Origin of the sequence: Vibrio sp. 10N.286.48.B8, from assembly GCF_003050085.1 — a bacterium.
Classification (GTDB): Bacteria; Pseudomonadota; Gammaproteobacteria; order Enterobacterales; family Vibrionaceae; genus Vibrio; species Vibrio crassostreae.
Genome location: NZ_PIGD01000007.1, coordinates 22,348 through 37,149, shown reverse-complemented (window position 1 = coordinate 37,149; position 14,802 = coordinate 22,348). Strand labels below are relative to the sequence as shown.

Annotated in this window: 13 protein-coding genes; all 13 read right to left on the bottom strand. The window is 43.2% G+C overall.

Translation table 11 applies throughout. The features are described 5' to 3' along the window. Positions 1–136 precede the first annotated feature (136 nt). Positions 137–4,303, bottom strand: a complete 4,167-nt coding sequence (locus tag CWO08_RS10330) for a DUF6701 domain-containing protein (RefSeq protein ID WP_108020398.1) — start codon at positions 4,301–4,303, stop codon at positions 137–139. 6 nt (positions 4,304–4,309) lie between these two features. Next, entirely contained in the window at positions 4,310–4,762 is a 453-nt protein-coding gene (locus CWO08_RS10325; RefSeq protein WP_108020397.1) for an MSHA biogenesis protein MshP, read from the bottom strand. Further along, positions 4,752–5,474 (bottom strand): PilW family protein, encoded by a 723-nt coding sequence (locus CWO08_RS10320; protein WP_108020396.1) that lies wholly within the window; start codon positions 5,472–5,474, stop codon positions 4,752–4,754. The genes CWO08_RS10325 and CWO08_RS10320 overlap by 11 nt, the downstream gene beginning before the upstream one ends. Further along, positions 5,474–5,836 (bottom strand): prepilin-type N-terminal cleavage/methylation domain-containing protein, encoded by a 363-nt coding sequence (locus tag CWO08_RS10315; RefSeq protein ID WP_108020395.1) that lies wholly within the window; start codon positions 5,834–5,836, stop codon positions 5,474–5,476. Before CWO08_RS10315 ends, CWO08_RS10320 begins: the two co-directional genes overlap by 1 nt. After that, positions 5,833–6,333 (bottom strand): prepilin-type N-terminal cleavage/methylation domain-containing protein, encoded by a 501-nt coding sequence (locus CWO08_RS10310; RefSeq protein ID WP_108020394.1) that lies wholly within the window; start codon positions 6,331–6,333, stop codon positions 5,833–5,835. Before CWO08_RS10310 ends, CWO08_RS10315 begins: the two co-directional genes overlap by 4 nt. Before the next feature lie 143 nt (positions 6,334–6,476). Further along, on the bottom strand, positions 6,477–6,944 hold the full coding sequence (locus CWO08_RS10305) for a prepilin-type N-terminal cleavage/methylation domain-containing protein (protein WP_048662725.1): 468 nt from the start codon (positions 6,942–6,944) through the stop codon (positions 6,477–6,479). 35 nt (positions 6,945–6,979) lie between these two features. Next, positions 6,980–7,555 carry a prepilin-type N-terminal cleavage/methylation domain-containing protein gene (locus CWO08_RS10300; RefSeq protein ID WP_017062964.1) on the bottom strand — a complete coding sequence of 192 codons (576 nt, stop codon included), beginning with the start codon at positions 7,553–7,555 and terminating at the stop codon, positions 6,980–6,982. A gap of 79 nt (positions 7,556–7,634) precedes the next feature. Beyond that, positions 7,635–8,090: an MSHA biogenesis protein MshF gene (locus tag CWO08_RS10295; RefSeq protein ID WP_102480901.1), complete on the bottom strand. Its 456-nt coding sequence runs from the start codon at positions 8,088–8,090 to the stop codon at positions 7,635–7,637. Positions 8,091–8,093: 3 nt separating this feature from the next. Further along, the gene (locus CWO08_RS10290; protein WP_108020393.1) at positions 8,094–9,317 is read right to left on the bottom strand and encodes a type II secretion system F family protein; all 1,224 of its coding nucleotides are present in this window, start codon (positions 9,315–9,317) and stop codon (positions 8,094–8,096) included. Positions 9,318–9,329: 12 nt separating this feature from the next. Further along, positions 9,330–11,054: a GspE/PulE family protein gene (locus CWO08_RS10285; protein WP_048657952.1), complete on the bottom strand. Its 1,725-nt coding sequence runs from the start codon at positions 11,052–11,054 to the stop codon at positions 9,330–9,332. Next, complete coding sequence (locus CWO08_RS10280; protein ID WP_107898888.1) at positions 11,044–12,225, bottom strand: lipopolysaccharide assembly protein LapB; 1,182 nt, start codon at positions 12,223–12,225, stop codon at positions 11,044–11,046. Before CWO08_RS10280 ends, CWO08_RS10285 begins: the two co-directional genes overlap by 11 nt. A gap of 2 nt (positions 12,226–12,227) precedes the next feature. After that, positions 12,228–13,067: an ExeA family protein gene (locus CWO08_RS10275; RefSeq protein WP_055318979.1), complete on the bottom strand. Its 840-nt coding sequence runs from the start codon at positions 13,065–13,067 to the stop codon at positions 12,228–12,230. A 52-nt stretch (positions 13,068–13,119) separates the two neighbouring features. Next, positions 13,120–14,790 (bottom strand): pilus (MSHA type) biogenesis protein MshL, encoded by a 1,671-nt coding sequence (gene mshL, locus CWO08_RS10270; RefSeq protein ID WP_048657949.1) that lies wholly within the window; start codon positions 14,788–14,790, stop codon positions 13,120–13,122. Positions 14,791–14,802 lie beyond the last annotated feature (12 nt).

Genomic DNA, 14,802 nt, shown 5'->3' with positions numbered 1-14,802 from the left:
CTGCAAGAATTAGAAGACAAAAATTGCACTAAATGTACCAATGCCTTGCTGTTACGGCAAGGCATTGAAGTACAAACATGGACTGAAACCCGTAATTTCTTACAGATTCCTAACTTAAGGGGCAAAAATTATATTATTACTGACCTGTTAAGCCACTTTCTCCTCGATAGATCACTCGATCGTTACCGCGGTAGATGCCGAATGTGACTACGGTAGAGGGATCTTCATCGCCTAACTGTCGCCAGTTGTAGCGCAACCATGGTTGCTCTTGATCGCTACCTGAGCAAGTAATAGAGTTTTCACTAGTTTTAGTGGTTGGTTTTGAGTCATCCATTCTTAACCACAAGCGGACTTGCTCACGAGGTGCATCTGTACCAGAAGGCGTGTTTTGGTTCGCAGCTACGTCTTCCTCTCCATCATCTACGCTGTCATTGCCGTTAAGCGAAGCTAACGTGGTTGTCGCACCGTCGCTATGCCAGATCACTTGTTTACAAGAATTAGCCCCATTGAATGTGCTACGGTCATCATCCTCGTTAACAACAAACTCACTGCCATTCCAAAACTCAGCACGAAGTGGAATCGTTAAAGTAGAACCGGAATTGCCACCAATATCATCGAGCGCCATTCGACCATAGCGGGCCGGAGGTTGAACTGGGAATACTGCCGAATCAGTAACAGGGTCAGAGTCCGTAAATGACACAGGATCAGCACCGCCTACCGTTAAACCGAAATGAGTAACGGTAGAGTTAGTATCCGATGTATTAAAGGGATTATCCTTGCGGCTAACCCCATCAGAATCCGTAACTCGCTCAAGAACAGCGGCACTATCACTCAACAACCAGTGCTTGCGTTCTGTAGACCAAGACCCAGCATCAGTATCTAGTAAGAACCGATTATCGACAGCTGTATCCTCTAGAACACCAAAATTAGCTTGTAGGCTCGAGGCGAAAAATTGATAGTTATTAAGCGCGCTACCAACACTGCTTTCACCAGATGCCATTGGATACACTTGATGAACGCTTGAGTCGTAAGGTTGACTCAAATAAGCAATGTCGTTTTGATTCGCGACATTCCATTCAGGGTTCTCTTGCAGGAAGTACTTCGGATAGAAGCGGCCAATTGATTTACTGCCAGAGAAGCCACCTAAAATTGAACCGTAGAAACTCCCAGTTTCTGTCGCAATGAAGTTAAAGCTACCCGCTTCTGAGTATTTTAGATTTTTAAATTTATAGCCGTTATCAGCAAGTACTATATCTGAGCTAGATTGAGTAAGTTGACTAGTCGGCTCTAAACTCCCTAACACTGCACCACTGTTACTAGGTGTATCTAATGTATGAGTTGCACCTACTGCACCTGAAGAAAGCAAATAGTTTTGTGTTACCAAGCTATTATTACATTGCTGACTTGCATCACTCGTGAACCGAATAGGTTTAGCAAACACGTCAAACTCTTCCCCAGCAGCAGCAAACGCACTCCCACCACTACTGTTTCCATCAGAATTATTGCTCGTGCAGATGGCAAATTTCCAAGGTCTGACATAGACATCGACGACACCTTCTAATGCATCCCAACTTTCACCGTCATTATCTTCACAATCATATCCTGTAGGGCATTCAAAAGTAGGATCGGAAAGTTTGAAGCTAACCTTACCCGCTTCGCTGTAAATAATTGAACCAGTAGTTTGAGCGGAACTGTCAAATTCAAAGACTACCGAGGTATCGCTCCAGTCGCTCTTACTTTTTACCAATAAGTTTCCATCAACGGCTCCCTGGGTAGAAGTGGGGTTCACCAATGAAAAGTCCGAGACATTGAGAGTTTTATCCCCTTGATAGCCTAAAACAGGTGTTGCCGTATCATCTTTACAAGCCAAAGCTTTCAGGTCAAAGCTCGCAGCCAGACCGGCTACAGCATATATATCGCTCGCTTCAAACTTGTATAGCGATACTAAAAAGTCGCCAGAGTCACTTTGATTGGAGTCTGACGCCAGTTCAGCCTCAATTTTATAAGTACCAATTGAGTCAGCATCCAAACCGAGTGTTAATATCCCAGATAAATTTGTCGAATAAGAGTTGCCACCGTTATGGCGTCCCTCAATAACACTATCAACGGTTATGCCGGTAGGTGTCGTAATATAAACTTCAACTTGCTCAGTGGCTGGATTCCCTTGAGAATCAGTTATGGTGACCGTCACTTGTGGAGTTTCACACAATAGAGAGAAGTCTTTGTTAGGCGTCAAATCCAATTGATAATCTGATGGTTGCACAGGACAAAACTGGCCATTATCAATAATTTTCCCATCAGGTCGTAATTCTATATTTTTCGCAGTTACTCGACCATTTATAAGGCCGTTACCACCAGTAACAAGGACTTTATCACGACTAAAAATAAGCGCATTCAAATTCCTTTCTACTTGGACTAACGCATTATGACCTTTATAATTTTCAGCCCATATAGATAGTTTAAAATCGTTATTGATGACCTGCCCAGTCCCCGACAATTCAAAACTATTCACATAGATTTTAGTATCTTGAGATAATATTATTTTACCACTAGCACCTACAATCAAATGCTCAATATAATAGGTATCCCCAGTCAAGTTAATCGTACCTGAACCTCCAGCGGATACTGTATTATACTTACCGCTAACCAAGTTGATTTCTTGCCAACCGGCATCCACATTTTGACCTGTTGGTAAATCTAGATCGACAATATTAGGCTCAGTTATATATAGCGATGAGTTCTCTACACACTCCTTGCCATCACATTGTGTCTTTGGGTTAACGGTTGGGTTTGTCGGGTCAACCCATATGCCTACTTGCCCACTAGACTGGTAGGTACCTTCAATCTGAATCGAGGCCGTATTTGAAGTCCATAATAAGCTACTATTATCCCCCCAAGACTGAACCACATATGGAGCAACATCACATATATCTAATGGAACATCTTCCATTTCAAAAGCAAAGTAACCAACCTCTTCAGGTATATGCGTGCGGTCTCTAAAGTCCTCATCAACAACAAAGCTAACTTGGTTCGTGTTAATGTTACATCGACGTAACCAACCTCCGTGTCCACCAGCCCTCTCTTGTTTATTAGCTATGATCCCGTCAATATTAGTGAGAGAGGTTGTGGCATATTTATCTTCACAACCATCTAACATTGGATCATTACCATTTTGACTAGGTGTATCATACCCTCTTGCAAACTGAACCTTATACCCATCAACCTCAAGGTTAGAGTTAGTCGGCAATGTCGCTAAAAAGGCTATTTTTTCATCTTCATAGTCGAGATTACTGTTGTGAGAGGCACTAAGCTCTAAAAATAGATCGACATAAGATCGCTCATTAGTTCTTTTTACCTTTCCAGATGTCATCCATTTAGGACTGTTGTTCCGAGTTTGGATCTGATGTAACACGACTGGGTTTGAAGAAAATGTACCTCCACCAAAATCACTGTAGAGAACTCTATCATTATCGTTTGAACCAAACTTTGCACTTGCTTCATCTGTCTCTATGTAACCCGCAATTACTTGATGTCCATTAAAATCAGCAACACCGGGTTCAATGGCAAGGTAGCTTACCTCTGTCATTGGTTGGCTGTTTAAATCAGGTCCCCAACCGTTTTTAGGCGCTTTTACCTGCTCGATAGTGGCTTCCGTTTTAGTTACATTAGTAACCATTAACGATGCAGGGGCATCTAAGTCAGGATTATTAGAAGCAATAGTAGGCATCACGAACAAAAGTGGCGTATTCGTAAAAGATTTGTTCAACGGAATCTTACATTCTGAGCCTGTACATTGTACGACACCAAATTGAAATTTAGCGTCTCTTGAATAAAGAGGTGGAGGGGTAGTATCTGAACTATCACATTCTAAATTTGAAGAGTTTCCACCATCTATATTTACGCTTTGAGGATGAATACCTTTGAAGTCTGCTTCGTAATTACCTAAAAAAGTAAAACCCTGCCCATCATCAACATAGTAATCGGCAGTTCCAGCATTCCCCCCAACTCCCGGTTGATAAATAATCTCGACACTATAATCCCCGCCCATCATCATATAGCTAGGGTCCCGAATATAAGGAGTATCACCAACATTTTGTACACTGGTATCATTAGTCCAGATTACATATTCCGTATTATTGTTTCCTGGTTCTTTTTCTGCAGTAACTGACTCAAGCAACTGAGCAGACGTTATATCAAATGATATTTTAAATTCGCCACTAGGATTTACGTTACAAGTCGACGCCGAAACGAATAAAGGAAATAGAGTAAAATAAGCAACTAAAATATATTTACATACTTCCATTATGATTTACTCCTTCACCCAAAGCTCTTGATTACGCTGCACTTTATTCACACCGGAACCGCAAATTACCGAAGACTCTAGAACATAGAAAACAAAGCCATCAAGCTCTCCTCGATTGGAACACTGCACTCGCTCAAGAGAGCAATTCACCGAAGCCGTATCAACCATAGAGCTTGCTACCGTAAAGATCCCACCACCAGGCTGAAGATCGTTACTGCTACAAACACTAGCAACAGCAGAAGAAGCCTGAGGATCAGGATCCGGATAAAACTGAGTCATAACATACTCATTAACAGAATGACTGAGTAACCAAGCTTGTGTACCAAGTACAACTCGAGTGTTTGAATCATTATCTGACCAACTAGTTCGACTCAAACTTGTCGCTAAGAAACCAAGCACCACGATAACAAAGATGACCATGACTAGCGCACTACCTCTTTGGCTTGCTTTACGGGACATTAATCACCTGTATATCTTGCTCAAACACTGTGGACTCATTATTTTCTGCAAACTCGAGAGTCAACTCAACAACACCATTACTCTGAACATCCGCAGGTTGATAACTCAGAGTACTATTCTCACTCATAACTCGATCGCTTATTGTGACACCATTACGAGTTAGTAAATTACTATTCGCAAGGCAATACTCCACAAGGTTATTTGAGTCAAAAATGTAGTGCCTTTTACCTACAGATTCACTGACAAGAGTGTTAGCTCCGTTTGGAATAGAAAAATAGGCAGCGGACGCGCTCGGAGGAACCACACTATCAAGGGGGTATATATTATTTAGGTTGTTGATATCCGTATGTGGCCTAGTCGGGTTTATAACCAATGACATAGATTGTAATGAGCTGCTTGTCGCTCCACTGTCACTAACTAGAAAATTAATGTCTGCCCCTGATATAGCGTAAAAACCCGAGTCAACAATTGGATAAAATGATACGCAACCGCTACTTACAGAAGCAGGGAACAAGTTAGGAACAGCATGCCTTACTTCACGAGAAAGCTTTTCCAATACAAACCTGGCTTCAGTTTGCAGTCGAAAGCGTTCTACAGAGCCAAAATAGCCTCTCATACCAAGCTCAGTAAAATTCGCGACACCAAGCAAGACGATACTTGAGATGACAATAGCTAAAATCATCTCTATAAGCGTAAACCCTTTCCCCTTCATCAATACTCCCCTCTGTAAGAAACTAAGGTGATAGGAGGATTATTGCTTGCGGTGATTGTTAACGTAAATTTCTGCATCGAAGCAGTTGGTGTATCGTTGGCAACAACCAAGTCCACATCAAAATTAGTATAAGTGCTACCGATTTCAATTGGAGTACCAGAGCTCACCGAGCCGTAATCTCGAGCTAAAAGATCAGTCATAATACTTTGACCTAATGCTGAAGCTCGGTTGGAATAATTCACTTGCCCTGAAAGCGCGGATTGTGGTGCAAGAAAAGTAGAAAATGCGAGCATTGCAAAACCAAGTAGTACAATAACAATGATCGACTCGATAAGCGTAAAGCCACTATTTACGTACTTCATGGGCATACCTGATTACTTGGATAAACAAAACCTTGAGAATTGATACAAACCCAAGCCTTGTCTGAACTATTATTGGATGAGATGGTAATTTGAACACCAGATGAGGCGGTATTTTCAGGGTTACCTAAAAGGTTGAATTCGATTGGAGAAGTGTAGCTAGAGGTCGGTACAGACGAGAAACTATAATCATCACTAGCAATAACATCACTTCTTGTTGCAGATGTGTTGTCACAAGCAGATTGCGAACCGATACAATTGTTCACAGCCACTAAACGTAAGCTTTCAGCACCTGACACAGACATATCCATGTTAGATTGCATTCGATTCAACTGAACTTGCCTCACAACTGAGATGGCTTGATCTTGCAAAGCGAATAGTTCAAAACTACTTCGGCCTGACATACGAGATGCAGCTGTAATTGATACGATAGCAAGAATAATGATAACAACGATCAGCTCTACCAGAGTAAAACCTTTAGATATCCGACTGTTATACATAATAATCCTCTGACTACCTAACAAGTATTGATTATAGAAGATAACGAAACTGATGAACTTATGTATCTGAATAGTTATGACATTTGTGTGTTATGGATAGAAAAAAGGTCAGCAATGCTGACCTTTTTTATTTGTTGCTTTAATTAACAGCCAGTATCAACAACAGCTGCGGAAGCTGTTGTTCCAACAGCTGTACTAGTCGCTTGATTATATTGAACATAACAATTGGTTGCTACAATAGACGCGGCATCAGTAACAGTATCGGCTTTGAATGTAGATACAAACGTTGCACCTGAAACATCATTAGTCCAATCTGCCGTTAAACCTTCAACAGCTAAGCCAATACCAGCTAAAGTAGCGTCAGGGTAACCATAAGCAACAGCTATACCGTCTACAGAACCAGATACTGCGGTTTCAACACCTTCAATTGCTGCTTTACCATAAACAATACCTGCAGCACCAGACATGGCACCTTTTAAGCCTTGCAAAGATGAAGCGCGAGCATCGCCTTGCAGGTTTAGGAAACGTGGTGCCGCAGTTACAGCAAGAATACCTAGAATAACAATTACAACCACTAGTTCGATTAGGGTGAAACCGCCTTGTCTTTTCATAGTTAAGCTCTCTCTATGTTTAATTTTACGCAGACTTACTGCAAAGTTACGGTCACACGACCAGTTTTAATTTCGTAAACAAATTCATGCTCTGTACTACCTTCTAATTGAACGTAAGTACAGGTTGCATCACCTGAATTCGCTTGCGCTGAATATTTGTAATTTGAGTCGTTAGCGACATCTGCCACTGCACCTACTTTAGGTGGATTTTGCAGCAAGTTTTCCATCAGTTCAGAACATGTTTCATCTGAAATATCTTGTGGCGCGGTGCTCGAATTATTGTTCAGAGTCCACGGATAGCCATCTCGAAAGTCAGTATCGACGTTGCTACTGTTCTTTGATCTTGTTAACCAAAAATCAACACCATCATAATTTACAGTATTGTATGTCTCAACACCAATCTTCTCTGACGGTCTTGCTTCTGCTTCCCACTGTGCTCTTGCCGACAAAACAGCGGTCGCAAAACCACCAGCGACACCTTCAATGCTTGATTTCTTGGCTTCATCAGTTACATCGAGAAAACGAGGTAATGCAGCAACCGCCAATAAACCAACGACCACGATCACTATCACTAATTCGACAAGGGAGAAACCCTTTTGATTCTTAAGCATTTTCTACCTACTCATCTAATTATTAACGCGCATTATACATTCGCGCACGTATAAAACCATACAAAAACTGTCAATATTTTCACAAAGCCAAAATATTGGCTTTTACACTAAACCTTTCTTTTTCGAGCAATATATCTAACTGATACTTATCAGTATAATGATAACTGCAGTGAAACAGTATGTTATCACTTTTATCTTCAACACTTGGAGATCTTAGCCCTAAAATGCTCCCTTGGGGATACAATTGATCCAGCCAATAATTACAGTCTCGCTCCGTACCTTGAATCGGTTTTAACCAGCCTGTTCGACTATAACTTTTGGGGTGCTCCGGATCATTGTTTTGCTCGGAGCCTGATAACAAATACTGCTGTTTGAACAAATTGGCTTGTTCTAAAATCCGCTTGCTCGCCACAATAAATGCCGTATTAGTCGCTTCTTCTTCTACCGTTTTAAATGCCGAAAGCACACCGACAATAAGAAAAAGAATAACCACAGTCCAAATAACAAAACGTGAGCGTTGTAGGTTATTTAGCATTCCCTAGCCTTTGATTGCATCCAACATTCCCCACATCGGCAAGAATATACCTAGTGCTAAAATCAGCACCATGCCCGCAACGATGGTTAACAAAATGGGCTCAATTCTGGCGGTTAAAGTTTTCAGATCGTAATCGACCTCGCGATCATAAAAATCAGCCACTTCAAGCAGCAACTCATCAATACGACCCGTCTCTTCACCAACTGAAATCATTTGTATCACCAGCGGTGTGAAAATTTCGCTGTTGATAGCAGTAGATGACACCGTACTACCCGCTTCAATAGCCGATTTCATGGCTTGAACTCGCAACTCTAGAAAACGGTTATCCAAAGCTTCAGCGGATAAAGCTAACGATTGGTTTAGTGGCACGCCCGCTTTTAGCATCAAAGCAAACGTACGTGAGAAGCGTGACAATAGTGCTCTATTTACTACCCCGCCAATAACCGGCATTTTTAAGCGTAATCGATCCCACTTCTCCAAGCCTTTGTCTGTTTTAACCCAGGCTTTAAACGCAAAAATAAGGCCAAAGATCACGCCAAGCATTAAGCCCCAGTAATTCACAAAGAATTCCGACATACCAATCAAGATACGAGTCGGTAGCGGCAAGTCGACGCCAAAGCGCGCAAACATGCTAGAGAACTGCGGAATCACCTTGATGTTAAGAATGAACATCGCAATCAAAATAAAGCTAATCACGAACGTTGGATAACGCATCGCGGTCTTGATTCGCTTGCGAGTCTCAACTTCCTGCTCATAGTACCCGGCCAACTGCAGAAGAGCCTGATCTAAACGACCCGTGTTTTCACCAACCCCAATCATAGACACAAACAATGGGCTAAATACCTTGGGATGCATCTGCATCGATGCTGCTAATCCGCGGCCATTAGTTAGCTCAGCAACCACTTCTTCGAGAGCAGCCTTCAACTGCTTATTTTCACAGTTTTGAGTAAGGCCTTTCATCGACCTTAAAAGTGGTACACCCGCTTTGGTTAAGCTGTATAACTGTCGGCAAAACAGAACCAACACCTCTAATGGTACACTCGGAGAGAACAGGCTCGATACATCCATATCTAAGACTGAACCACCACTTTTACCTAGCTTGATAGAGGTTGGAATGATCCCCTTGCTCATCAAGCTTTCAGCTGCGAGATCTTCGTTATTCGCATCCAATTGACCACTCACTTGGCTACCATCAGAGCTGCGACCTACATAACGATACATTGGCATATCACTCTACCCCTAAAGATAAATTGGGTCGGTGGCACCAGAAGCATCACCTTCGCCAAGATGCATGATCTCATCGAGACTCACAACACCTTGCAGAGCCAGTTCCATCGCAGAAGCCAATAACGGTTTGTAGTTTTCAGACTGTCTCGCCGTTTGAGCAAAACCAACTGCATCATTCGCTCTTAGTGCATCCATCATGTTTTGTTCTAGCTCCAACATTTCAAATACACCAATACGCCCACGGTAACCGGTTAAATTACAGTTCTGACAGCCACGGCCTTTCATAAACGGCACACCCACTTGGTTAGGGAAACGAACGCTCAGCCATTGCTTACGAGGTTCATCTAACTCATCCTCAACCTTACAATCGGTACAAACTTTGCGAACCAATCGCTGTGCAACGACCGCTCGAACAGCGCTCGCGACCAAGTAACCTGGTGCTCCCATATCCATCATGCGCAGTGCACTGTCTACCGCATCATTGGTATGGAGGGTGCTTAATACTAAGTGGCCAGTCAGCGCGGCTCTCAAGCCAATCTCAACCGTTTCGTGGTCACGCATCTCACCAATAAGAATGATATCGGGATCCTGACGCAAGAAGGTTCTTAGGACTGTAGAGAAGTCGAGATTGATCTTAGGGTTTACCTGAACTTGGTTCACACGAGGAAGACGGTATTCCACCGGATCTTCCGCGGTAATGATCTTTTTACCCGGTTCGTTGAGCTCACTTAATGCCCCATACAGGGTTGTGGTTTTACCCGAACCTGTCGGCCCAGTAACCAAGATCATACCGTGCGGGCGGCGCAGCTGTTGACGAAGACGAACCAACAGATCGCTCGGTATACCCGATGCTTCAAGTTTACGTAGTCCTGCAGATTGGTTAAGCAGACGCATCACGACAGACTCACCGTGCTGTACTGGCATGGTCGACATACGAATATCAACCGACTGACCTTTAGCACGGATATTAAAGCGACCATCTTGAGGAAGACGTTTTTCTGAGATATCGAGGTTTGCCATCAGCTTTAAGCGCAGTACAAGTGCAGAAGCAATGTTCACTTCGTTCAGCAATGTTTCATGCAGCACACCATCAATACGCTGACGAAGACGCAGTACGTTTGAGTCTGGCTCTATATGGATATCAGAAGCGCCGACTTGGATTGCATCTTCAAATAACGAGTTAATTAGCTTTACTACTGTAACTTCGTCACTGTCTTCTTCAGCGATATCGAAATCAAAGGCATCATTAACTTGGTGTTCAGCGTGAAGCTGCTCAGCAAATGAGGCGATCTCTTTAGTTCTTCGGTAATAGCGATCGAAGCCATCAACTAATTGCCTCTCTGGAGCGACAACGAATTCAAGTGCGTAATCTCCTAACTGACCAAGCAAAGATTCTTGGGCAAACAGGTCGGCAGGGTCGCTCATTGCAACACGCAAAGTGTCACCTTGGCGTCCAATCACCAATGCACGAAGGCGACGAGCATGTACTTCCGGTAAAAGCTGTACCGCTTCGACATCGACAACAGCTCGGCTTAGATCAATAAGAGGAATCGCTAACTGCTGCGACAAGAAACTCAACATCTGTTGCTCTGACAAGAAGCCAAGTTCAATCAGTGCATCACCCAGCTTACGACCGGTGCTTTTCTGAGCAGCCAGTGCTTGCTCAACTTGAGTCTCCGTGATAATGCCCTCTTCGACAAGCAAATCACCAAGCCTTTTTCTTAATCTAATTTGCATCGCCGCTCTCCTCTAAAGCATTGAGTATTTTTAACCTGTCACGCACAAAGCTTTGTGATTGAGATGAGATACCTACTCTGGTTAACGCACCTTGGTATGACGCTTTAGCTGCTACGAAATCGAGCTGACGTTCTTGCTGGATCGCTAAGCCTAACCACCAGCGAGCATTATCTGAATCAATCTCAACCAACTTTTGGTAACTTTCCAAGGCCACTTCTTCTTGCTGAGACTTTTGACTCAATGCTGCACGCATAGCTAGATAATCTTGTGTAGGGTTCGGCGGTAAATGTATTAATGGACTTAAAGCCGCTTCTGCTTGGTTTGCTTTAACCAAAAGCTTAGATAGGCCCAAGCGTAGCTTTTCGCTGTTAATATTAAGCTTAATCCCTGACTGAAACAGCTCGTACGCTTTACGTGTATCACCCTTACCAAAATAGAGAATCGCGAGTTTCTGACGAACATCTTCATTTCGTGGCGTATAACGTAGAGCTTCAGTGTAGCCTTTCAGAGCACCAGTAAGATCATTCGCATCAAGCGCTTTTTGAGCACGCCCTTGTGCATTCACAGATAACTGCGCAGGTGTTAACTCAACCTGTTCGATCAACATTCCGTTATTTCCTGAACCACCAGAAGTTACTGACCCATTAGAGATAGAGGCTGAGGCTGAATCTGTTTTTGCCACATTAGCAACATAAGTCGGCTGAGGAATTTCAGTCTTAGTCGTTTGAGGCGCGCTTAGAGATTTCGTTGATGCTTGCTGTTTTGTCGGCTGTGGGATAGACGCTGCAACCGGTTCAGATACGACTGGCTTAGCTTGAACGCTTTTTACCATCGCAGTGTTTTCTGTTGAAAAGCTGGCAGTGTCTAGTGTCACCAATTTCGTAGTTGGTGATGAGATAGGTTGAACTGCTTCCTGAATACCATTTGAATCATCAACGACAGAAACCTGAACCTGTAGATCTCGAGTTGAGATTGACTGTTCAACAATAGGCTGCTCAATCACTGGACCTTGCGATATCGCCCAACCGCCCATTGCTAAACTCAGAGTAAAACCTGCTGTGACCCAAACCAATGGGGAACGTGTTTTTACTTTAGGTACGACTGCCGCTTCAATCGAAGTCGCTGATTTTTTCTTTGCCAATTCAGACAAGGCGTTGTTAATGACGCTCATAATTAATTCCAACCCCACAGTATTGGCGTTTTAAATTTAGGCTTACACACATCGTATGTTTCATGCATAGCGGAAAACAGATGCTGGTTGTCGATACTTTTCTTATCTTCACTGAACGAAAGCAATAGAGCCTTATGACAAAGTTGATTGATCAATCTAGGGATACCTAACGACGATCGACAAATCGCCTTTTTTTGATTCAAACTGAACAACTCAGGATTACCACCAGATTTAGCGATCCGGTTATCAATATACGCCACCGTTTCATCGAGAGTCAGCGGCCTCAAAGTTGAGCTAAACGTGATTCTTTGGCGAAACTGTCTGAGATGGTAAGCCTCTAGTCGAGCATCCAGCTCAGGCTGCCCCAATAAAACAATCTGCAGCAGCTTCTTATCTTCTGTTTCAAGGTTGCCAAACAGCCTTAGTGTTTCGAGAGCTTCATCCGATAGAGCCTGAGCTTCATCAAGAATTGCCACCACTCTTAAACCCGAATTGTGCAATTCAATGAGCTTATGCTGAATGTTGTCAACCAAGGTTGCTTCACTGTCGATAGTCAAACCGAGCTCTTTAGCAACGGCTTGGCGTAAGTCTGCACCTGAGAGCACAGGATTTGGCAGGTAAATTAGAGCTGTGCAATCATTTAGGTGATTGACCAGCATCCGGCAAACCATGGTTTTTCCAGTACCGACCTCTCCGGTGACCTTAATCACGCCCTCGCCCATTTCTAACGCCGATATTACCGTCTGAATCGCTTCAAAGTGAGGCGCTAAACCATAAAAAAAATCGGTATTCGGCGTTAAGGTAAATGGCAGTTGTTCAAAACCAAAATGAGCTTGATACATAAGTAACCTAGCTTAGTTAGATACTGCCAATCTACATTGAAAAAGTAAGTAACTACTCTTCATCATCTGGGAACCACTGTTGAAGCAGATCTCGAGAACGCTCTAACTCTGTTTGCCATGTGTTCACACCGACGATTGTCGGTTTAAGCAAGATCACAAGCTCAGTTTTTTGCGTCAACTGACTGGTATTACGGAATAAATGGCCGAGGGCTGGAATATCACCAAGGAATGGAACTTTAGAGGTTACATCGCTGGTATTTGATTTCATCAAGCCACCAATAACCACAACATCACCATCTTGAGCACGAATCACTGAGTCAGACTCACGAATGGAGCTTTTTGCCAAAGGAAGCGTCACGACCCCCGTTGTTGAACCCAAGTTAAGCTCTTTGACTTCTTCATCCACCTCAATAACTGCCGGGTGGACATGTAAAAACACACTGCCTTTATCATCGATCTGAGGTGTCACGTCCAAAGAGATACCAGAGAAAAACGGGGTTAATTCAACCTCAGGAGCGACATTCGCGTTATCGCCACTACCAACCGCACTTGATAAATCAGTTACATAATATTCATCAGTACCGACTTTAATAACCGCTTTTTGGTTATTCGCAGCTGTCACTCGAGGGCTAGACAGCACGTTCAAATCTCCCTGTGTATCCATGAAACTTAATACTGCTTCAAAGCTACCACCAGAAACAACTAGGTTAGATTGACCACCTAAAGCTGCACCAATTGGGTCCATCCCTGGCAATGTACCTGGGATTATCGTACCGGCTGCATCTTTAACAATAGAGCCCATGCCAATTGTGTAGTTAGTACCATTTGACGAGAACATCTTGGTCCAGTTAATACCCTGCTGGTAGCCATCACTCAAAGTCACTTCCATGATCTTTGCTTCCAAGATCACTTGGCGTTGTAAGCGCTTCTGAGAAATGCCTAAGAACTCACGAACTTCACGGATTTCATCAGGATAAGCACGCACAGTAATCACACTGGCTTGCGGGGTAACAACGACGCTCTGTCCATCACCAGAACCAATTAAGTGAGCAACGGCGGCTTCAAGTTGTGGCCAAAAGTCACTTTCAGAGGTCGTTTCAATCTCTGTACCACCGTTCGATGTCGAGTTTGATGAGTTAGAAGAGTTGGATGAATTCGACGAATTTGAATTGGAACTGGAAGAGCTCGACGAGTTTGAATCAGAAGTCGTGATAGTCCCTGTCGTGATCGTCGTTAATGAGCGACCAGAACGTTTAACTTGTAAGTAATCAACAGGAATCGTTACTGTACGTAAACCTGCAGGGTAAACCTGAATGACTTTTCCACGCTTTTCAATATCGTAGCCATACATGTCCTGAGCAACAGCCAGCACTTCATCTAACGTCACATCGGTTAAATTAAAAGTGAGCTTTCCAGAAACACTTGGATGAATAGCAGCACTATACTCAGTACCTTTCACTAAGCTTGCAAAAAAGGTTCTCGCTTCAACACCTTTTGCCTGAATACGAAAACGCTTAACCGTTTCCATCCCCGGAGACATAGAGTCAGAACTAAGCTGAGGCATAAGGTCATCTTGTACCGACGAAGGCAGCTCATGAAGCGCTCTGCTATTGGCTTCATTAATTGATTCGTTTAAAGATTCTTTAATCTCAACAGGATCTCTATGCCCCATCGAACAGCCGACCAAAGATGACACTAGGATTGCAACTACAAGTTTACGCATGTCTTCACTCTA

Bases quoted from the DNA above. Each gene is read 5' to 3' on its own strand.
- CWO08_RS10320 (WP_108020396.1), bottom strand. From the start codon at position 5,474: ATGAAGGGGAAAGGGTTTACGCTTATAGAGATGATTTTAGCTATTGTC.
- CWO08_RS10310 (WP_108020394.1), bottom strand. From the start codon at position 6,333: ATGTATAACAGTCGGATATCTAAAGGTTTTACTCTGGTAGAGCTGATC.
- CWO08_RS10275 (WP_055318979.1), bottom strand. From the start codon at position 13,067: ATGTATCAAGCTCATTTTGGTTTTGAACAACTGCCATTTACCTTAACG.
- CWO08_RS10325 (WP_108020397.1), bottom strand. From the start codon at position 4,762: ATGTCCCGTAAAGCAAGCCAAAGAGGTAGTGCGCTAGTCATGGTCATC.
- CWO08_RS10280 (WP_107898888.1), bottom strand. From the start codon at position 12,225: ATGAGCGTCATTAACAACGCCTTGTCTGAATTGGCAAAGAAAAAATCA.
- mshL (WP_048657949.1), bottom strand. From the start codon at position 14,790: ATGCGTAAACTTGTAGTTGCAATCCTAGTGTCATCTTTGGTCGGCTGT.
- CWO08_RS10290 (WP_108020393.1), bottom strand. From the start codon at position 9,317: ATGCCAATGTATCGTTATGTAGGTCGCAGCTCTGATGGTAGCCAAGTG.
- CWO08_RS10300 (WP_017062964.1), bottom strand. From the start codon at position 7,555: ATGCTTAAGAATCAAAAGGGTTTCTCCCTTGTCGAATTAGTGATAGTG.
- CWO08_RS10285 (WP_048657952.1), bottom strand. From the start codon at position 11,054: ATGCAAATTAGATTAAGAAAAAGGCTTGGTGATTTGCTTGTCGAAGAG.
- CWO08_RS10305 (WP_048662725.1), bottom strand. From the start codon at position 6,944: ATGAAAAGACAAGGCGGTTTCACCCTAATCGAACTAGTGGTTGTAATT.
- CWO08_RS10295 (WP_102480901.1), bottom strand. From the start codon at position 8,090: ATGCTAAATAACCTACAACGCTCACGTTTTGTTATTTGGACTGTGGTT.
- CWO08_RS10315 (WP_108020395.1), bottom strand. From the start codon at position 5,836: ATGAAGTACGTAAATAGTGGCTTTACGCTTATCGAGTCGATCATTGTT.
- CWO08_RS10330 (WP_108020398.1), bottom strand. From the start codon at position 4,303: ATGGAAGTATGTAAATATATTTTAGTTGCTTATTTTACTCTATTTCCT.